We start from the raw sequence: 19,741 nt of genomic DNA on the forward strand, positions 1-19,741 counted from the left end.
CTTTAATTGCATAAAAACTGAATAATTGTCTGAGCAGCCCTTTAGGCAGGCACCTCATGCGGAATGGCTATGCAGCGGAAAAATATTTCATCGATTGTCAGAATTGTGAGATGAGAGGTCTTTTTGCCCGACGAAAAGGTCGGGAATCGCCCCTTTTTGGTGCGGAAAAGCATTAATCTGGTGCACCAGCACGCCCTGTTTTGGCGCGCTGCATGCAAATTCTCCACCACGGATTGCTGATCAATAGGGTTCAGGAATGCGGGTGACGGGTCACCCTTCTCCCGCACACTCCCTTACCAACGTAGCCAGCACGGCAATCGCCTGCTGGCTACTTTCATTCCATTCGAACGAGCTATTAATTCGCATACAGTGATTGAACTGTTCACTGGCTGAAAACATGTTACCGGGTGCCACGCTGATCCCTTTCGCCAATGCCCGCTGATACACTTTGCTGGCGAGCACGGTGTCGCCAAGATCCAGCCAGAGAAAATAGCCGCCCTGCGGTTGGCTGACGGTCACGCCAGCCGGGAAACTGTCCACAATAGCGCGGTGCATCGCAAGTTGCCGCTGCTCCAGTTGACGCCGCAAGCGGCGCAAATGCGTATCGTATCCGCCCTGCTGCATGAAATCTGCCAGCGCCAACTGCGTCGGTACGCTGGCTGAAAGCGTACTCATAAGTTGCAGCCGCTGAATTTTTCCGGCGTACTGCCCCGCCGCTACCCATCCCACGCGAAAGCCCGGCGCGAGACACTTGGAAAATGACGAACAGTGCAGAATAGTGTTGCTCCCCGGGAAAGCCTTGGCGGGCATGGGGCGATCGCCGCCAAAAAAGAGCTCGCTATAGACATCATCTTCGATCAGGGCGACCTGCTTGTGCTGCAACATCGTGACCAGTTGCTGCTTGCGCTCTTTGGGCATGGTACAACCCAACGGGTTCTGGAAATTTGGCATCAACCAACAGGCTTTGATGGGATATTGATCCAGCGCCTGCTGCAAGGAATCGAGATCCATCCCGTCACGAACATCAGTGGGGATTGCTACCGCCTTCAGTTTCCTGCGCTCGATAGCTTGCAGCACGCCGTAAAACGCAGGCGACTCGATGGCAATCCAGTCTCCCGGTTCGGTCACCGCCTGCAAACTCAAACTGAGGGACTCCATCGCCCCCGAAGTAATCACGATTTCATCGGGCGCAACCTCCATTGCGCACTGCGCATAACGCTGGGCAATACTCCGCCTTAAATCGTCGTTACCCGGCGGTAAATTCGCCATCGCCGCATGCGGCGACATTTTGCGCACCGCACTTGCCAACGAGCGTGCCAGGCGCTGCTGCGGAAACAGGGTCGGATCGGGGAAGGCAGAGCCAAAAGGGATAATGTGCGGATCTTTGGTCGCCTGAAGAATTTCAAAAATAGAATCGTTGATATCCACCTGTTCGGTGAAATGCAGTTTTTTTTCGCCGCTGGCGTGTGGAAGGGGTGAAGGTCTGGCGGCAACGTAATAGCCAGACTGGGGGCGGGCAACGATCTCCCCCTGACTTTCCAGCAATTGATACGCCTGTAGCACCGTCATCAGACTGAGACCGGATTGCTTGCAGCTTTCCCGCAGCGAAGGCAGTTTGTCACCCGGCAACCATACCTGCGACTGGATCTGGCGGCGCAGCGTCTGCGCCAGTTTTTCATATCGTGTCATTGGCAACTGTTATAGGTAATTTTCACATTATTGTGACTATTATAGTCACTTTACCTTGTGTTTAACTGGGCGCCAAGTCGGGAACGTCATTAATTTCGCCCCCCGACAGACTCGTTTCAGGAGGTATGAAAATGTTATCAATGGGGTTGCCATGTTTGGCTTAGATGCGCTGGAACTGGCCAGAATACAGTTCGCCTTTACCGTGTCCTTTCACATTATTTTTCCTGCCATCACTATCGGGCTCGCCAGTTTTCTGGCGGTACTGGAAGGGTTATGGCTGAAGACCCACCAGGATGCCTATCGCGATCTGTACCATTTCTGGTCGAAAATTTTCGCCGTCAACTTTGGTATGGGCGTGGTATCCGGGTTGGTGATGGCGTATCAGTTCGGCACCAATTGGAGCCAGTTTTCCGAATTCGCTGGCAGTATCACCGGGCCATTGCTCACTTATGAAGTGCTGACCGCGTTTTTCCTCGAAGCCGGTTTTCTTGGTGTGATGCTGTTTGGCTGGAATCGCGTCGGCCCCGGCCTGCATTTTTTCGCGACCTGTATGGTGGCGCTGGGCACGCTGATGTCGACGTTCTGGATTCTGGCCTCAAACAGTTGGATGCATACGCCGCAAGGGTTTGAGATCGTCAATGGACAAGTCGTGCCTGTCGATTGGTTAAAGGTCATCTTCAATCCTTCGTTCCCCTACCGATTGGCGCATATGGCTACCGCGGCGTTCCTCTCCTCTGCATTTTTCGTTGGCGCATCCGCCGCCTGGCATCTGCTGCGCGGACGCGATTCACAGGCTGTGCGCACCATGCTGTCAATGGCGATGTGGATGGCATTGATTATTGCACCGATTCAGGCGGTTATTGGCGATGCCCATGGCCTCAATACGCTTGAATATCAGCCAGCAAAAATCGCGGCCATTGAAGGGCACTGGGAAAACACAGGCAGCGAGGCCACGCCGCTGATCCTGTTTGGCCTGCCGGATATGAAACGCGAAGAAACACGCTATGCGCTTGAAATCCCCTACCTCGGCAGCCTGATCCTGACGCATAGCCTGACGAAGCAGATCCCCGCCCTCAAATTTTTTGCGCCTGAGGATCGGCCAAATTCCACCATTGTGTTCTGGTCATTCCGGATCATGGTGGCGCTGGGGATGCTGATGATTCTTTCCGGTATCTGGAGTCTGTGGTTGCGCTGGCGTGGCCGGTTGTATCAATGCCGCCCTTTCTTGCATTTCGTTTTGTGGATGGGTCCATCCGGACTGATAGCGATTCTTGCCGGATGGTTCACTACCGAGATCGGCCGCCAGCCTTGGATAGTTTACGGGGTGATGCGCACCAAAGATGCCGCTTCCGCCCATGGCGAACTGCACATGAGTGTCAGTCTGCTGGCTTTCCTGCTCGTTTACTGTTCCGTATTTGGCGTGGGTTACGCCTATATGATGCGACTGATCCGCAAAGGGCCGGTACCGCATGAAGGCGAAACCAATAATCATGGCGGACCGGGAACCCTGCACACCGCTGCGCGTCCACTGTCTGCGGTCAAAGAAAATCTGCAAGAGGGTGCTGAACCTCTGGATACGAGGAGTTGATGATGGGTATCGATCTTCCGCTGATTTGGTTTGTGATTATCGTGTTCGCCATCATGATGTACGTGGTAATGGATGGTTTTGATCTGGGTATCGGCATGCTGTTTCCGCTGGTGAAAAACAGCCGGGATCGCGATGTGATGATGAATACCGTTGCCCCCGTCTGGGACGGCAATGAAACCTGGCTGGTATTCGGTGGCGCGGCGCTGTTCGGTGCCTTCCCACTGGCGTACGCTGTGATACTCGATGCCCTGGCAATTCCTCTGACACTGATGCTTTTTGGCCTGATCTTTCGGGGCGTGGCCTTTGAGTTCCGCTTCAAGGCCACCCCGGAGAAACAGCATATCTGGGACAAAGCCTTTATCTGGGGTTCGCTGTTTGCCACGTTCAGTCAGGGGGTGGTTCTCGGGGCATTTATCGACGGAATGCCAGTTGTTGGCCGCCGCTATGCGGGTGGTGCGTTCGATTGGCTCACCCCGTTTTCGCTGTTTTGCGGATTTGGCTTGGTCGTGGCCTACGCCTTGCTGGGTTGCACCTGGCTGGTAATGAAGACCGGCGGATCGTTGCAAAAAGTGATGCACGATCTGACCACCCCGCTGCTACTGACGCTGTTGGCCGTGCTGGTGATTGTCAGCATCTGGACACCAATGGCTCATCCGGAAATCGCCCACCGCTGGTTCAGCCTGCCAAATCTGTTGCTGTTTTTGCCAGTCCCTATTCTGGTAATAATTGTTTCCTGGGGAATTATCCGCGGAGTGAAACGCAATGCGCACCATTCGCCCTTCCTGTTAACGCTGGCGCTGGTTTTTCTGGGGTATAGCGGATTAGGTATCAGCATCTGGCCGAATCTGATCCCACCTGCAATTTCTTTGTGGCAGGCCGCAGCGCCGCCACAAAGCCTCGGCTTTATGCTGGTTGGCGCCCTGTTCATTATTCCGATCATTTTGGTTTACACCTTCTGGAGCTACTACGTATTTCGCGGCAAGGTAACCCACGATCAGGGGTACCACTGAGTGAAAAATTTACGGAGTAAAACCATGAGTCTTATTAACATGACCCTGATTAAAAAATTGGACAGTCAAACTGCCTCGCGCCAGCCCCTATGGAAACGATTGGGCTGGATGGCTATTATCTGGGGCGCGAGCGTTTTTGGATTGTTTATCGTTGCGAGTGTATTTAAATTGTTGATGTATTCCGCCGGAATGCGCACGCATTAATCCATTCATATAAACGAAACAGATGTTTTTTCAGGGTATCTGTTTTATTCCGCTATTTATTGTAGTTAAAAATCATACAGTTACTACATCAAAAAAAACATTATTATCCCATTTGACATTATTTGCTGCGATAGGCACAGCGGTAAGCGTCGTATCGTTGAGAACATTGTTGGTAAAAATAAAAGAAGCCCGCCCAATAGCCGCATTAAAATTAGTAAAGTTCAAACCGCCTTGAGTCAACGTTGAGTTTGTCAGTAATACATTCTTTTGGTTGAGGTTTTTCAGGGACAAGCCACTGCCGGTATAATCGCACTCCGCGATCCGCAGACGAACAGCGGCGATTTCTGGCAGGGCTTTCAGTACATCGCCCGCAAAGCTACAGCGGATAAAGTCGACCGAGCCCGGACCATCAAAACTTTGACCATTGATATTGATAAACTGGCTATCGACAAAGGTGATTGCCCCCGTGACATTCACGGCAGTTATTGGGACGACGCGCTCATCCCATTGAAAACTTGAGTTTTGAATAATATTTTTGCGTTTTGATAGCTGTGAAGCCTGATAAATTCGCAAAGCACCATTGGTTGAACAGCCTTTCATGTTCAACCCATCGGCATTAACCCGAAACTCACCAAGGAAAGTTCCAGCCGAAGGTATCAGCACGGTCACGTCTTCCAACGTCAAATCGGTGATTTTGGTAAATGCGGCAAAATAAGGGCAGACGTGTTTACGCACCGTAATACGCTTTGCCGACGAGCCCCATGGCGCACCAGAATTGGCAAACGTCATCATCCCCGAGTTGCCGCTATAGACCAGGTCATGCTCATATTGCCCATGCGTGACAAAGGGGCCTTGATCTTCGCCCTCAGCGTGACAGTTTTCAACCATACAATATGCGGCGCTGGTAAAGTCATTCAGATGTCTGGCATTAACGGTATGGCAATCACGAACATGGCCATAAAGACAGTTAAGTTGCTGCGTCAAATAGCCACTGCCGCCCAGCGTAATGCCATATGGATTGGTAAGAGAACATTGATCGGTAATATAGTGCGTTCCCCAACGGCGGATAATGGCTGGCCAGAATGTGCCTGTCGCATGGATATTTGCCACATTGGCATAAATAGCGTACTCGAAAGCCAGAGGATGGCTACCGGTAATTGCCGTGTCGCCAGCGCCAAAGAACTGCATATTTTTTACCGTCAGATGCTGTACGGGTTCCACTTTTGTCCAGCTAATCACCCGACCTGCTGCCAGTTCCCACGCATTCCGATAATTCACCCGAATATGTGTAGCATCAATAATAGAAATAATTTCTACGAGTTTTTGTAGCTCACGATTATAGGTGCCCCCTGGCAAGGTATTAACTTCCAGCGTATACCATTCGCCAACACTAAATTGATTGGAATCATCGACCTGAAAAACATCCACACCATCTATTATTTTTTCGGTCAGCGTGACCTGCACACTATGGTCGGTTACGTTTCCTTGAAAAAACATGACGGCAGAAAAAGGATCATTCGGGGCCGCAGGCTCAATCCTGGTGGTTTTGACCGTATTATGATTGAAATCCAAAGTAAGCCCAGAGCGTCTAAAAATATGCCGTTCTGTAAATTTGAGAGGATTGGTGGCAATGATATTCTTGATATAGAAATCATTTACCATGGCAACAAGGGCAAAATCCGCGGGCTCTTCGTCATCCATTACCCCGAAATTTTTAAAATCCACCGATCCTTGATGTTGTAAAAACCAGCGACCTGGGTCGACCAGCGTTGAGGCGATTATAGTGCCACCATTCTCCGGTGCATCGCTGTTCGCATTCCAGGAGTAAATACCCGCGCCACCATCATTTTCGACATAGTAGCCACTGACATAGACAACATTGCTTTCGCTGCTTGGGTAATCCTTTAATTCAGCTATGTTCAAGACCGTATTCATACCAACCCCATCAACTGTGTTTATCATTTTATTATCACCACTGGGTCACCCCTAATGGGACAATCACGTTAAGGCTATGTTGAATATAGTCAGCACAGGCCAATCAGGCAGGCAAAAAACGACGCTAGCACGTTCTAAAAGGACGCAGTTGTGGCTACGAACCATTCAACATGGTAATATTTACGCGAAATCCATTATTCGCCACAGTTGTTCAAATTAAGCGCTATCTTAACGATTACACACAGTTTCCAGACAATCCCTCCTTATTCTCTTCACCTTCGGCTAAAAATCGTGTTTTGCATTTTAATAGATTTACAGTAACTCTCATTACTATTCATTGGCGAGAGTAGACTTGGTTTCGTCAACACAGCACGCCTTATTAACGCGTGAACACAAACGGATGATCCGTCTGTTAACGAACGAGGAATTTATTATGCGTAAACTTACTGCACTGGCTTTGGCTTCTACTTTGGCTCTGGGTTCATTCTCTTTTGCTTACGCGGCTGACACGACAGCAACACCTGCTGCCCCAGCGCAAACGCAAGGCAAAATGATGCATCATAAAGGCCCAATGGGTAATCCATTTGCGGGTTTGAATCTGACAGAGCAACAGCGTCAGCAGATGCGCGATATTATGAAGCCTCGCCATAGTGAGGAACAGCGCACCCAGATGATGCAACACCATAGCAATCTGCATGCACTGGTAACGGCTGACAGTTTTGATGAGTCGAAAGCAAAAGCAGAGATTGATGCCATCAGCAAAGCACAAAACGAACGCATGCTTGAGCGCGTACGTGCCGAAAACAAAATGTACAATCTGCTGACGCCAGAACAGAAAACGCAGTTTGAGCAAAATTACCAGAAACGCACAGAGAAAATGGCCGAGCATCATCGTAATCGTGGGATGGGGCAGCCAGCGGCTGGCACCGCACCTACCGGGCAATAATTGTTTTTTTGTTTAAATGGGAGCCAGACGATTTGTCTGGCTTTAGCATAAATTGCCCGCGTTGCGGGTCCCCTCGGTTGTCATGTCGGACTTGATTTCTCAAGGTGGCGGGTTTTTAAAGCGGGCTCGGAGCAGGTTTCGGTTGATATCAGATTGATGTTTCTGACTTTCAAAAGATGGCTTTGTTGGTTGAACGCTTTGGCTATGTCATTGTTCTTTAAGTATTATGTTTGGCGTTCAAGATACCGTCTTGCCAACTAAGGTGACAAGACGGTATCTTAGATGCCGATCTTCACACTAAAAGAACAAAATCATAGCTTAAGCATCTAACCAACAGAGCTATCTTTTGACGTTGACTCTACTCACCAAGATAAATACCAATTTAAACTCAACCGAAACCTGCTCCGAACCTGTTTTTAAAACGGGTGCAGGCCCGCGCTTACGGTCCTGCTTGGAAGCCTCATAGCAGAAGAAAGAAAACCAAGCCGAAGCATTCAATCAACAAAACAATCCTTCGACATTGACTCTAAAAGCGCCCCAGGATCGCGCTCACGATCCCCCTACTTCATTGCTCGCCGCAATATCCGATTTGCGCTGCGCTCAAAATCCGCCGCCACATTCTCAACAGAATCTTTACCGTAATCGATTTTTTGCAGGCTGTTCGTCCAAAGCTGAACCAACTCCTGGTTCTCCATAAACGCGGAAACCGGGGCTTTGCTTACCGGTTGTGCCATCGCGGCTCGCCAGGATTTTGCCAGCAGATTGTCTTGGGTAATGATTCCGGCGTCCGTCAGGATTTTATCCGCTTTTTGGTTGGTCGGCATACCATTCTGCAACCCCAACGCTTTGATTCCCGCCTCTTGATTCAACATGAATTCCAACAACATCGCGGACTGCTCAGGGAATTTCGTCTCTTTACTGATGGAGAAAAGTGAGGAGGGTTTCGTGGTAATGCCCGAATCCTTTTCATTGGCCATTTGGATAAAAGGACCTGGCTCCATCACTGTTCCGGCAACCACATTATTTGCATAGGTATAAATAGAAGAATCCCACAAATACATTCCGGCTAATTCGCCATTTATCCACGGTTTTATTTCATAAATATTGGCGCGCCCGTGCGAAGAGAAATAACGCTGATCGGGAATCACATGGGAATCAACCAGCTTCTTATAAAAGGTAAAAAGCTCCAGAATCTGTTTTTCGTCCCAACCCAGTTTATTCTCTTTTATGTCAATAATATCAGTGCCGTATTTTTGCGTCATATACGCACGACCAAGCGACAGAATATCCAGTGCATCGGCAGCACCTAATGCTACGCCCAGAAGATAATATTTATCCCCCAGCTTTTGCTGGAATACTTTTCCCGCCTCGAACAGTTGATCCCAATTGGTCGGGTAACTTATCCCTACCTTTTGCCAAGTATTCTGGTTATAAAGAAATACCCGACTGGTCATGGAAATAGGAATGCCTTGCAGTTTTCCCGCGACAGTCGCCATGTTCAGGTATTTTTCACCGTAATTCTCCAATCCCAATTTTTTGGATAACGGCTTCAGATCATAAAAACCCTCGCCGGTTTTGGACAACTGCGGCAACCAGTTCCAGTCGATACGCATAACGTCAGGCTCTTGCTGCCCGGCAATCTGCGTTGAGAGGCGGGAAAGATAACCGTCATAACCAGAGTATTCCGCTTTGACCTTAATTTCCGGGTGTAATTTCTGAAAGGCGTCAATGGCGGCCAACGTGGCTTCATGGCGCATATTCCCACCCCACCATGAAATACGAATTTCAGCAGGTGCAGGTGTGGTTTCAGCGTAAGAAACCAGTGGCATCATTAAACTGGCGAATAAAATCGTGCGGTTAAGAATATTCAGCTTGCTGGTCATTTTAAGGCCCTTTTAACATAGAGTAATAACACCAGAGGTGTAAATAAAGGCTCTGATACAGAGGTATTGCAGTTGAATAAAATCTTGCTTCCCCCCGTATATATGAGGGGAAAAACGACACACAGTTAACTATCAGGATAAGGTAGGCAATGTTACCGGCAGATCTTTTATCCTGACGGGCAGTTCGGTATTTAATGAACGGTTTGCCGCTATACCGGTCAATATTGACAGTGCACCGTCCTTATAATCGGCAGCGCGATGTAACGGGTCTGGTTCAGGATGACCAAACAGATCATTGAGCATCACTTCATCACCACCGCCATGCCCACCCGCCCGATAATTCACCGGTACGACGTAAGCGTTATCGAACATGGGGAATACTTTTATTTCACAGAATTCCAGCGCACCTTCGTCTGCTTTTTCACCGCCGCCATTCACATAGGATTTTTCGATCACTTTCATTTCGATACGTCCTTTGCTGCCGTTAAAGACCACATTCAGCCCTTCGGTCGGCAAATACGCATTCAGCGAATAGGTCATGATCGCCTTATTGCGATATCGCACCATGACGCCGAGCGTGTCTTCTATATTGATACCATCATCGAAAACGCTCTTGTCGCGATAATAACCATCTTCATGTTCCGCATTCAGGTACAACGCCTTAAGTTGCGGATTCTCAGCCATATGCAGCGCAAAAGGATCGTCTTTGGCGGCGGTACTCTGGTGCGAGCGCGAGTAGAATTCGCTGACGCCACGCTGTTCGGCATTGGACTTGCCATAGAAACGCAGATCGCCTTGTGCGTACACCGTTTCTGGTTCGGTTTGCAGCCAGAAGTTGACCAGGTCAAAGTGATGGGTGGATTTATGTACCAACAATCCGCCACTGTTACGTTTGTCGCGGTGCCAGCGGCGGAAATAATCCGCACCGTGTTGGGTGTTCAGCAGCCATTCAAAGTGCACCGAGAATACTTCACCGATCACGCCAGTGGCGATCAACTCGCGGATTTTGCTGTGGTGTGGCGCGTAGCGATAATTAAACGTGACCCGTAAATGTTTGCCGGTACGCTGAACCGCATCAATGATCTCCTGACATTTCTCGGCATCGATGGTCATCGGTTTTTCACTGATGACGTCGCATCCCAACTCCATCGCCCGGATAATATAGTGATGGTGCGTGCGATCAATGGAGGTCACGATAACCACGTCAGGTCGGGTGTCCGCGATCATCCGGTCAAAATCAGCCGCTGCATAAGCGGGCACTTCCTGATGACCTAATTCGGTAATTAACTGATTGGCATAATTCATACGCGTGCTATTGCTGTCGCAAAAGGCAACAAAGCGCCCTTCCTGCTTGTAGTCACGCGCGATAGAGGTTAGATAGAGTCCAGACCGGCCACCAGTGCCGACTAACGCATACTTCTTCATGCTCTCTCCCAGAATGGTGTCAAAAGTATTCGCTTTCTGTTTCACTGTTCTTGACGATGATGAATGTTTTTAGCTGATGAATGTTCGTAACGCTGGTTGATTATGAAACGTTGTTTCTTTTTTTGCGTCGGATGTGCAGTATCAGTGAAAGGAAGTGTGAGATGGTTCTCAACTCACTTCGAGGCAGATAAAAAGTGGCAAAATGGGAATGTGGCATTTATCCATGCTGTTCCTCAAACGGGCAAAATCACAGCCGTTAGCAAACGCATAACGTTGTGATAACCTGGATTCAGCCAATGATGAGAGTAATAAGATGCTGACATTGCTTATAGATAAGACCAACACCCCATTGGGTGAACTGCAGATAATCAGTGACGAACAGGGAAATTTGCGGGGCGTTGAGTGGACGGAATTCGAACATCGGCTGATGAGACTGCTGGGATTGCATTATGGCAAAGCAGGTTTTACGTTGAATTCCGCGAATAACCCGTTTGGATTGACCGAGAAGTTGCAGCGCTATTTCGCTGGAGAGTTGGCGATTATCGATACATTGCCAGTAGCCACCGCTGGCACCGACTTTCAGCGGCAGGTCTGGCAGCAACTACGCCTGATCCCGTGCGGTGAAATCATCACCTACGGCACGCTGGCCGAAAGGCTGGGCAAACCCACCGCCTCACGGGCGGTCGGCATGGCTAACGGCTCCAATCCCATCAGCGTCGTCGTTCCCTGTCACCGGGTGATTGGCGCTAAAGGTGCGTTGACCGGTTATGCTGGCGGCGTCGCCCGCAAGGAGTGGTTGCTGACCCATGAAGGTTTTCTTACCCAGCAACAGGGCTCACTTTTCACCTGAATTCAGTGTGAGGTACTGTCGCTGAGATTAAGCAGCATCATTGCCGTTTCTTCATCGGTCACCAGGCCGGAGATCCATTTACCGGCCAATACCGCCTCTATGGCCTGGTATTTATCCTTACCTCCGGCGAAAGCGATGATCGGCGTCTGCGACTGCGCCGTCAGTTTCACGCTGGTCAGGCGATTGTCCAACTCACTGCTCACCCGCGCCCCCTGCCGATTAATAAAGTGCCCAATCATTTCAGCCACCGCCCCCTCATTAACCAAGGCGTTCACTTCGTCTCGGGTGATAAAACCGTCAGCATAAAGTGGGCAATGCTGATCGATTTGACCAATTCCCACAAACGTCACATCGGCCTGGTTCGCCTTTTCCGTTACGGTTCGGTAGATACGATGATTACACCAGAGCGCCCGATCCTGTGCGCTATCGGCAAACAGCGGCGCAGGCAGAATAAAATAGCGGCCCTGCGTTTTTTCAGCCATCCACAACGGAACATCATAGCGGGTACAGGAGCCGTCTGCGGCAATGGCACCTATCAAGGACACGCAACTATGCTGCGGCCTTTCGATCTCCGTCAGTTCTTCGATTGCCGCACGCAGAGTCCGCCCCGAACCAACAGCAATGATTTGCGGCTCTTCCTGGCGGATAAACTGACTCATCACTTCTGCGCCCGTGACCGCGATCATCTGGTTAATAGAGGCGTTGTCCATCCCCTGTGAGGGAACCACCTGACATAAAGAGAGCCCGAATCTTTCTTGCAGTTTCCCGGCCAATGCCATGCATCGCGCAATCGGATGGGTAATATTCACATTGACCAGACCGTTTTCCGCCGCCAGCGCCACCAGTCGCTGCGCAACCTGGCGCGACGTGCCGAGAATATCTGCAATCTCATGCTGCGTTTTGCCAGCAACGTAATACATCCACGCGGCACGCGCCGCCTGATCCAATTTCCTGTCGTTCCTGGCCATGATTCACCTCTCAATTTCGCTGGCGGCATTTTACCGCAAAAAGACCTCATCGAATGCCCTTGATCTATCACCCTTCCAATTTTGTGAGCTAAAGCCCAAACGCAGGGCTAATGTTCATTTAATCTTAATCAATCGAGCAAAAGCCCTAAAAAAGAGCTAATGCCCAAATGACATTAATCGGAGAATATAACATGACAGTTCAACGTAATATCTGGATGCATATTGGTGCCGGTTCTTTCCATCGCGCTCATCAGGCGTGGTATCTGCACCGTTTACTCAAGCAAGGTGAAGGCGATTGGACGATTGCGCTCGGTAATATCCGTGATGATGCAAATGCACTTCTTACCGCGCTTGACGCGCAGCACGGTGAATATGTTCTGGAAACTGTGACGCCATCCGGTGAGCGCAATTACGAAAAAATCACCTCTATCCAGACCATTATCCCCTGGGATGCCGAGCTGAATGCGCTGGTGAAACAAGGGGTAAAACCTGAAACCAAGGTCATCGCGTTTACCGTGACCGAAGGGGGTTATTACCTTGATACCCATTTCAATCTTGATGTGAGTAATGCCGATATCCAGGCCGATCTGAAAGGTGCGGCGAAGACTATTTACGGCACGCTCGCTCGCGTCCTGCATCAGCGTTTCCACGAGAATGCCCAACCCGTCACGTTACTGAACTGCGATAACCTGCGTCATAACGGCGAGCGTTTTCGCAACGGCATGATCGAATTCCTGACCCTGCGCGGTGAAACCGAGTTGCTCACCTGGATGAAGGCCAACACCACCTCCCCAAATACCATGGTGGATCGCATCACTCCACGCCCTGCCGCCGATATCGCTGGCCGCGTTAAGCAACAGCTCAATTTCAACGATAGTGTGCCAGTTATGGGCGAAGCTTTTATTCAGTGGGTTATTGAAGATGATTTCATTGCCGGGCGCCCGGCGCTGGAAAAAGTTGGCGTCGAAATGGTGGAATCCGTGCTGCCGTATGAAGAAGCAAAAATCCGCATTCTTAATGCCAGCCATAGCTGCATCGCCTGGGCCGGTACGTTGATTGGACAAAGCTTCATCCATGAAAGTACCGACACTGCCGATATCTGTAAAATGGCGTACGACTATGTCACGCAGGACGTTATTCCTTCCCTGACGCCCAGCCCGCTTGACCTGGCAGACTACCGCGACGTGGTTCTCGATCGTTTCAGCAACCCCTACATTTGTGATACCAACCAGCGCGTGGCGGCTGACGGGTTCTCCAAAATCCCCGGATTTATCACCCCAACGCTGATGGAGTGCTACGCGCGTAATCAACCACCTGAAGCAACGGCCGTTCTGCCCGCTCTTTTCTTCGTATTCATGCAACGCTGGCATGAGGGCGAACTGCCTTATACCTATCAGGACGGCATTCTTGACGAAGCCGCCGTGCACGCCATGTTCGAATCCGCCGACCCGATTGCGGTGTATGCGCAAGACAGCAAATTGTTCGGCCCGCTGGCGCAAAAAACAGAATTCGAACAGTTGTTGCGTAAGACCATAAATCGTATCGATACCTGGGCAAAAGCTCATCAATTGCAAGCCGCTGCGGTGTAATAAGGAGCGAACCATGTATCTCGGACTCGATCTAGGCACTTCCGAAATCAAAGCCGTCGTGATTGACGATCAGGGCGTAATTCTGGCGAGTGAAGGCGAAGCACTGACCGTGCAGCGCCCGCACCCGCACTGGTCTGAACAGGATCCGGCGCACTGGTGGCAGGCGACGCAAAAAGTCATGGCGCGACTGCGTAATAAACTGGCTTCCCGTTGGCCGGAGGTGAAATCGATTGGCCTGTCGGGCCAGATGCATGGCGCAGTGCTGCTCAGTCAGGACGGCCAGGTCCTGCGCCCGGCAATCCTGTGGAATGACACCCGCAGTGCTGCCGAGTGTGATGTGTTGACCCAGCAAGCGCCCGGTTTGCACCGCATTGCCGGGAATTTGGCGATGCCGGGCTTTACGGCACCGAAACTGCTGTGGGTCGCCCGTTATGAACCGGATATTTTTGCCCGCACGGCGACTGTGCTCCTGCCGAAGGATTATCTGCGTTGGATGATGAGTGGGGAAAAAATCTCCGACATGTCGGACTCAGCCGGAACGCTGTGGCTGGATGTGGAAAAGCGCGATTGGTCTGACGAAATTCTGGACGCCTGCGGGCTGAGTCGCGACAACATGCCGTCGCTGGTCGAAGGTTCTGAACCCGGTGGCTACCTCAAGTCTGACATTGCCCGCCAGTGGGGGCTGAAAGACAACGTGGTGATTGCCGGAGGTGGCGGTGATAACGCAGCCAGCGCGGTTGGCATCGGTGCGGTCAATGCCGGCGATGCGTTTATCTCTCTCGGAACCTCGGGAGTCCTTTTTGCGGTGAATGACCGTTTCCGCCCCAATCCGCAATCCGCGGTACACGCTTTCTGCCACGCCTTACCCGGGCGCTGGCATCAGATGAGCGTGATGCTGACCGCCGCCAGCGGGCTGCGTTGGTTGTGTCAATTGCTCGGCACCAACGAAACCACCCTGCTATCTGAAATCTCGCAAATGAATGCCGCCGAGCAGAAATTGGCACCGCTGTTTTTGCCCTATTTGTCCGGTGAACGCACGCCACATAACGATCCCGTGGCAACTGGCGCGTTCCACGGCCTGACGCATTCGACCCATCGAGCGGCGCTGGGTTATGCCGTTCTGGAAGGCGTCACGTTTGGTATGGCCGATGGCTTGCAGGTCTTACAGCAGGCGGGCACCCATATCGCCCAATGCTCGCTGATTGGCGGTGGCGCACGTAGTCCGTGGTGGGCGCAACTGATGTCCGATGCACTCGCCATGCCGGTAATGACCCACCGCGGTGGCGAAGCGGGTGGCGCACTGGGCGCAGCCAGACTGGGTCAATTGGCGACAGGGGCTGTGGAGGCCGACGTTTGTCACAAACCAGAAATCAATCAGATCTATACGCCGGATATTGAACGGCAGGACGTGTTGCATAGACGCCTTGCTACCTTCCGGTTGATGTACCAACAACAAGTCGCCGCACGCCAGCTTATTGGTTAATGGTTCGACGCTGATAATGCGGGGCAGACTCTGACCCCGCACACCCTACAAATCTGATGTTATCGCGTTAAGGAGTTTGCAATGCAGGAAAGTAAGACGCATTGGTTTGGTCTGCCCAAGACCCTGCTGTGGGGCTATATCGCTATCGCCATATTCATGAGTGGCGATGGTTTCGAGATGGCTTTCCTCTCCAAGCATATTACCGATCTCGGTTTCACCCCGGCAGAGTCGGCGTTGGTCTTCACCATTTACGGCCTGGCTGCCGCACTGGCTGCCTGGAGTTCAGGCGTGGTGGCCGAAATCATTACGCCGCAAAAAGCGATGCGTATTGGTTTTATCCTGTGGGTGGTCATGCATATTCTGTTTATGACGCTGGGTCTGGGCATGAAAAACTACACGATGATGCTGCTGTTTTACGGTATCCGTGGCCTGGCCTATCCCCTGTTCATCTACTCTTTCGTTATGCTGGTGGTTCAGACGGTTCCCAAGCAGCAACTCTCTTCCGCAATGGGCTGGTTCTGGGCCATGTACTCGATTGGGATTGGCTGCGTCGGCAGTTATCTGCCGAGTTTCAGTATTCCTATCATGGGTGAAACCGGCACCTTGTGGTTTGCCATCGCCTGGGTCTGTGCGGGTGGGATCATGGCGATGACGATGCTGCGTCACGTTGGCGTGGTCAACGAAAAAGCCAATCTCACGACCAAAGAGAAATTCACTGAACTGAGCCGTGCGGTAACCATTCTTTTTACCAACCGTAATATTCTCCTGGCCTGTATCATCCGTATTATCAATACGATCTCGCTATTTGGCTTCGCGGTGATCATGCCGATGCTTTACGTCGGTCGCCTTGGCTTTACCATGTCAGAGTGGCTGCAACTCTGGGCGGTCTTCTTCTTCGTGACCATTTTCACCAACATCATGTGGGGGATCCTGGGCGAATACATTGGTTGGATCCGGCAGGTTCGCTGGTTTGGCTGTATCGGTTGCGCCCTATCCAGCCTCGCATTCTACTATTTACCGGTTACCTTCGGTCACAACTTCTGGATTGCGCTGATCCCTTCGGTCATGCTGGGCATCACCGTCGCGGCCTTTGTGCCCATGACCGCCGTATTCCCGGTCCTTGAGCCAAAACACAAGGGCGCAGCAATTTCTATCTACAACCTCTCCGCGGGCCTGAGCAACTTCGTCGCCCCAGCAATTGCCTCCATCGTGTTACCGTTCTTTGACATTGTGGGTGTGGTTTGGGTGTACACCGTGTTGTATCTGGTGGCAGCGGTATTGACGTTAATTATTAAAGTCGACCAACCAGCCAGAGTACCGCGCGTGGTGAAGCAACCTGAACAAAGTCAAGGCGTCGCCGTCGCACTTAAGCAGTCATAGGTTGTTTTTTACTCCCGCCCTGCCAATTCCCGGTAAGAAATACGCTTACCTTTTGATTGGCAACGCGGGAGTTTATATTTCCACAGAATAATTAAGTCTTATACTTCATATGGATATGGGTTTCTGCAATTTTTCTTTAAAATTCCGCCCAATTCGTTCAATTGCCGTACTTATCACCGGCATTAAAAGATGTTAAAATTGACCAATATCAATTATTGCCAGAGCAAAAATTATGATCCCGGAAAAACAGAGAATCATCCGACGCATTCAATCTGGCGGTTGTGCGATCCATTGTCAGGATTGCAGCATCAGCCAGCTCTGCATTCCTTTCACGCTTAATGAGCACGAGCTCGATCAGCTCGACAACATTATCGAAAGGAAAAAGCCCATCCAGAAAGGTCAGGCTCTGTTCAAGGCAGGGGATGAACTTAAATCCCTGTATGCCATCCGTTCCGGGACCATCAAGAGCTATACCATCACTGAACAGGGTGATGAGCAGATCACCGGTTTCCATTTGGCAGGCGATTTGGTCGGATTCGATGCCATTGGCACTCTTGAGCACCCGAGCTTTGCGCAAGCGCTTGAAACATCGATGGTTTGCGAGATCCCTTATGAAACGCTTGATGACCTCTCTGGCAAGATGACCAAACTGCGCCAGCAGATGATGCGCCTGATGAGCGGTGAGATTAAGGGCGATCAGGAGATGATCCTGTTGCTGTCGAAGAAAAATGCTGAAGAGCGTCTGGCAGCCTTCATCTATAACCTTTCGCGCCGTTTCGCACAGCGTGGTTTCTCGCCGCGTGAGTTCCGCCTGACCATGACGCGTGGTGACATCGGTAACTATCTGGGATTGACCGTCGAGACCATCAGTCGTCTGTTGGGCCGCTTCCAGAAAAGCGAAATCCTGAGCGTGAAAGGCAAATACATTACTATCGAAGATGCCGACGCGCTGGCGCAACTGGCGGGCAATCCGCGCATCGTGGCCTAATCGATTTCCTTTCTGTAAAACGGATCAATAAATAGATCGATTTATTGATCCGTCACACTTCTCCTATTCCGCAATGTTGGTTTACTCTGTTAGTAGCAGACTGTTGATTTACAGCTGTAAGGAGGCCCTATGGCGAAGTATCAGAATATTCTGGTGGCTATTGACCCGAATCAGGATGACCAACCGGCCCTGCGTCGCGCGGTATACCTGGTGAAAAAAAACGGTGGGCGGATTAAGGCCTTCCTTTCTATTTATGATTTTTCTTATGAGATGACGATCACTTCACCTGAGGAACGGACAGTAATGCGTCAGGGTGTGATTAGTCAGCGTGCGGCGTGGATAGGTGAGCAGTGTCACGCGTACCTCAATGATGGCATTCCTATTGAGATCAAAGTCGTCTGGAATAACCGGCCTTTTGAGGCGATTATTCAGGAAGTGGTCTCGGCCAGACACGATCTTTTGCTGAAGATGACCCATCAACACGACCGTCTTGAATCTGTGATTTTCACCCCGACCGATTGGCATTTGTTACGCAAGTGCCCTTGCCCGGTATGGATGGTAAAAGACCAGCCTTGGCCAGAAGGGGGTAAAGCGATAGTTGCGGTTAACCTTTCCAGTGAAGAGCCTTATCACGATCCGTTGAACATCAAGCTGGTGAGTGAGACCATCGATCTTGCCAAACGCGTCAACCAGACTGAAGTTCATCTGGTGGGTGCCTATCCTGTTACCCCCATCAATATTGCCATCGAACTGCCGGATTTTGATCCCAGCGTGTATAACGACGCCATTCGCGGCCAGCATTTAATCGCGATGAAAAAATTGCGGCAGCAGTTCCAATTGGGAGAACAGTTTACCCACGTTGAAAAAGGCTTGCCTGAAGAGGTGATTCCGGATTTAGCTGAGCATTTGCAGGCTGGCGTGGTGGTATTGGGTACGATTGGTCGCACGGGAATTTCTGCGGCATTTATCGGCAACACATCCGAACATGTCATTGATCATTTGAAGTGTGATTTGTTGGTTATTAAGCCTGATGATTTTGAGTGTCCGGTGACCAGCGAAGATATTGAAGAGCATGATGATGAGGAATAAGGGGGATGGCAGGTGTGTCAGCGCACACCTGCGACCGCGCTTTTTTATTTCTACTGCCGAGTAGAGGGCGGTTTTTTTATTAAAATTTTAATATCAAAAGATAGCTTTGTTGGTTGATTGCTTTGGATTGGGTTTTCTTTCTTCTGTTGTGAAGCAGGCTCGGAGCAGGTTTCGGTTGATATCAGATTGATTTGCGTGAACGTCAAAAGATAGCTTTGTTGGTTAGATGCCTACGCTATGATGTTGTTCTTTTAGTGTGAAGATCGGCATCTAAGCAGGGGACGTAAACGCGTCCCCTGCACCCGCGTTTTCCGCAGCATAAATTGCCCGCGTTGCGGGTCCCCTCGGTTGTCATTCCGGCGGACGGGCCGGCTTTAGGCTACAGTCCCTGTAGCCGGACGCCTTTCGCCGCCGTCCTGGCGGCTCATCCCTGCCTCCATTCCGCCCTCAGCAATTCATGATGCTCGGGGGAAAGTCAAAGACAAAAGGTAAAAGGTAAAAGACAAAAGAAATAATCAAAATTAAAATATCAAGATTTCCTCAAGAAATTATCAACTCATGGGTTGTCTTATTTTTTGACGTTGCTTTTTCCGTTGACCTTCCCAGAGCGTCATGACTCGCTGAGCGAAGAACGCAGGCAGGGGCGAACCGCCAGGATGGCGGTGAGAGGCGTCCGCCCACATGGATGTGGGCTAAAGCCGACCCGTCCGCCGG

Annotated in this window: 15 protein-coding genes; 10 read left to right on the forward strand and 5 right to left on the reverse strand. The window is 50.7% G+C overall.

The window, feature by feature from the left end; all coding sequences use genetic code 11:
• Positions 1-270 precede the first annotated feature (270 nt).
• A complete protein-coding gene (locus DRI82_RS18875) occupies positions 271-1,689 on the reverse strand; it encodes an aminotransferase-like domain-containing protein (protein WP_211317687.1) in 1,419 nt (472 codons plus the stop codon).
• Positions 1,690-1,840: 151 nt separating this feature from the next.
• Between DRI82_RS18875 and DRI82_RS18880 the strand changes: the two genes are divergently transcribed.
• The 3 genes from DRI82_RS18880 to DRI82_RS18890 are packed head-to-tail and all read left to right on the forward strand — an operon-like array spanning position 1,841 to position 4,491.
• Positions 1,841-3,277, forward strand: coding sequence for a cytochrome ubiquinol oxidase subunit I (locus tag DRI82_RS18880; RefSeq protein ID WP_114195463.1), 1,437 nt, complete (start codon positions 1,841-1,843; stop codon positions 3,275-3,277).
• Positions 3,278-3,279: 2 nt separating this feature from the next.
• The gene (cydB, locus tag DRI82_RS18885; RefSeq protein WP_114195464.1) at positions 3,280-4,287 is read left to right on the forward strand and encodes a cytochrome d ubiquinol oxidase subunit II; all 1,008 of its coding nucleotides are present in this window, start codon (positions 3,280-3,282) and stop codon (positions 4,285-4,287) included.
• Between the two features lie 39 nt (positions 4,288-4,326).
• On the forward strand, positions 4,327-4,491 hold the full coding sequence (locus DRI82_RS18890; RefSeq protein WP_114195476.1) for a DUF2474 domain-containing protein: 165 nt from the start codon (positions 4,327-4,329) through the stop codon (positions 4,489-4,491).
• Positions 4,492-4,563: 72 nt separating this feature from the next.
• Here DRI82_RS18890 and DRI82_RS18895 read toward each other — a convergent pair whose 3' ends face one another.
• The gene (locus DRI82_RS18895; RefSeq protein ID WP_114195465.1) at positions 4,564-6,426 is read right to left on the reverse strand and encodes a hypothetical protein; all 1,863 of its coding nucleotides are present in this window, start codon (positions 6,424-6,426) and stop codon (positions 4,564-4,566) included.
• 433 nt (positions 6,427-6,859) lie between these two features.
• Between DRI82_RS18895 and spy the strand changes: the two genes are divergently transcribed.
• Positions 6,860-7,372, forward strand: coding sequence for an ATP-independent periplasmic protein-refolding chaperone Spy (spy, locus tag DRI82_RS18900; protein WP_114195466.1), 513 nt, complete (start codon positions 6,860-6,862; stop codon positions 7,370-7,372).
• A gap of 560 nt (positions 7,373-7,932) precedes the next feature.
• Here spy and DRI82_RS18905 read toward each other — a convergent pair.
• Together DRI82_RS18905 and DRI82_RS18910 are read right to left on the reverse strand one after the other, a co-directional pair.
• The gene (locus DRI82_RS18905) at positions 7,933-9,255 is read right to left on the reverse strand and encodes an ABC transporter substrate-binding protein (RefSeq protein ID WP_114195467.1); all 1,323 of its coding nucleotides are present in this window, start codon (positions 9,253-9,255) and stop codon (positions 7,933-7,935) included.
• Positions 9,256-9,387: 132 nt separating this feature from the next.
• Positions 9,388-10,680: a Gfo/Idh/MocA family protein gene (locus DRI82_RS18910; RefSeq protein ID WP_114195468.1), complete on the reverse strand. Its 1,293-nt coding sequence runs from the start codon at positions 10,678-10,680 to the stop codon at positions 9,388-9,390.
• A 313-nt stretch (positions 10,681-10,993) separates the two neighbouring features.
• Here DRI82_RS18910 and ogt point away from each other — a divergent pair, with 313 nt between their 5' ends.
• Positions 10,994-11,530 (forward strand): methylated-DNA--[protein]-cysteine S-methyltransferase, encoded by a 537-nt coding sequence (gene ogt, locus DRI82_RS18915; protein ID WP_114195469.1) that lies wholly within the window; start codon positions 10,994-10,996, stop codon positions 11,528-11,530.
• Between the two features lie 2 nt (positions 11,531-11,532).
• Here the strand turns inward: ogt and DRI82_RS18920 are convergent, their stop codons facing one another.
• On the reverse strand, positions 11,533-12,498 hold the full coding sequence (locus DRI82_RS18920; protein ID WP_114195470.1) for a sugar-binding transcriptional regulator: 966 nt from the start codon (positions 12,496-12,498) through the stop codon (positions 11,533-11,535).
• 191 nt (positions 12,499-12,689) lie between these two features.
• Here DRI82_RS18920 and dalD point away from each other — a divergent pair, with 191 nt between their 5' ends.
• From dalD to uspE, 5 genes are all read left to right on the forward strand, one after another.
• Positions 12,690-14,087 (forward strand): D-arabinitol 4-dehydrogenase, encoded by a 1,398-nt coding sequence (gene dalD / locus DRI82_RS18925; protein WP_114195471.1) that lies wholly within the window; start codon positions 12,690-12,692, stop codon positions 14,085-14,087.
• Between the two features lie 13 nt (positions 14,088-14,100).
• Positions 14,101-15,570: a xylulokinase gene (xylB, locus tag DRI82_RS18930; RefSeq protein WP_114195472.1), complete on the forward strand. Its 1,470-nt coding sequence runs from the start codon at positions 14,101-14,103 to the stop codon at positions 15,568-15,570.
• 81 nt (positions 15,571-15,651) lie between these two features.
• Complete coding sequence (locus DRI82_RS18935; RefSeq protein ID WP_114195473.1) at positions 15,652-16,950, forward strand: MFS transporter; 1,299 nt, start codon at positions 15,652-15,654, stop codon at positions 16,948-16,950.
• A gap of 232 nt (positions 16,951-17,182) precedes the next feature.
• Entirely contained in the window at positions 17,183-17,938 is a 756-nt protein-coding gene (locus DRI82_RS18940) for a fumarate/nitrate reduction transcriptional regulator Fnr (protein WP_114195474.1), read from the forward strand.
• A 129-nt stretch (positions 17,939-18,067) separates the two neighbouring features.
• Positions 18,068-19,027: a universal stress protein UspE gene (gene uspE / locus DRI82_RS18945; RefSeq protein WP_114195475.1), complete on the forward strand. Its 960-nt coding sequence runs from the start codon at positions 18,068-18,070 to the stop codon at positions 19,025-19,027.
• The last annotated feature ends 714 nt before the right edge of the window (positions 19,028-19,741 follow it).

Source organism: Edaphovirga cremea, from assembly GCF_003332275.1.
In the GTDB taxonomy this organism is placed as follows: Bacteria; Pseudomonadota; Gammaproteobacteria; order Enterobacterales; family Enterobacteriaceae; genus Edaphovirga; species Edaphovirga cremea.

What these genes read in the sequence shown, in the direction of transcription:
- DRI82_RS18875 (WP_211317687.1), bottom strand. Translation starts at nt 1,689, where the DNA reads ATGACACGATATGAAAAACTGGCGCAGACGCTGCGCCGCCAGATCCAG.
- DRI82_RS18880 (WP_114195463.1), top strand. Translation starts at nt 1,841, where the DNA reads ATGTTTGGCTTAGATGCGCTGGAACTGGCCAGAATACAGTTCGCCTTT.
- cydB (WP_114195464.1), top strand. Translation starts at nt 3,280, where the DNA reads ATGGGTATCGATCTTCCGCTGATTTGGTTTGTGATTATCGTGTTCGCC.
- DRI82_RS18890 (WP_114195476.1), top strand. Translation starts at nt 4,327, where the DNA reads ATGACCCTGATTAAAAAATTGGACAGTCAAACTGCCTCGCGCCAGCCC.
- DRI82_RS18895 (WP_114195465.1), bottom strand. Translation starts at nt 6,426, where the DNA reads ATGAATACGGTCTTGAACATAGCTGAATTAAAGGATTACCCAAGCAGC.
- spy (WP_114195466.1), top strand. Translation starts at nt 6,860, where the DNA reads ATGCGTAAACTTACTGCACTGGCTTTGGCTTCTACTTTGGCTCTGGGT.
- DRI82_RS18905 (WP_114195467.1), bottom strand. Translation starts at nt 9,255, where the DNA reads ATGACCAGCAAGCTGAATATTCTTAACCGCACGATTTTATTCGCCAGT.
- DRI82_RS18910 (WP_114195468.1), bottom strand. Translation starts at nt 10,680, where the DNA reads ATGAAGAAGTATGCGTTAGTCGGCACTGGTGGCCGGTCTGGACTCTAT.
- ogt (WP_114195469.1), top strand. Translation starts at nt 10,994, where the DNA reads ATGCTGACATTGCTTATAGATAAGACCAACACCCCATTGGGTGAACTG.
- DRI82_RS18920 (WP_114195470.1), bottom strand. Translation starts at nt 12,498, where the DNA reads ATGGCCAGGAACGACAGGAAATTGGATCAGGCGGCGCGTGCCGCGTGG.
- dalD (WP_114195471.1), top strand. Translation starts at nt 12,690, where the DNA reads ATGACAGTTCAACGTAATATCTGGATGCATATTGGTGCCGGTTCTTTC.
- xylB (WP_114195472.1), top strand. Translation starts at nt 14,101, where the DNA reads ATGTATCTCGGACTCGATCTAGGCACTTCCGAAATCAAAGCCGTCGTG.
- DRI82_RS18935 (WP_114195473.1), top strand. Translation starts at nt 15,652, where the DNA reads ATGCAGGAAAGTAAGACGCATTGGTTTGGTCTGCCCAAGACCCTGCTG.
- DRI82_RS18940 (WP_114195474.1), top strand. Translation starts at nt 17,183, where the DNA reads ATGATCCCGGAAAAACAGAGAATCATCCGACGCATTCAATCTGGCGGT.
- uspE (WP_114195475.1), top strand. Translation starts at nt 18,068, where the DNA reads ATGGCGAAGTATCAGAATATTCTGGTGGCTATTGACCCGAATCAGGAT.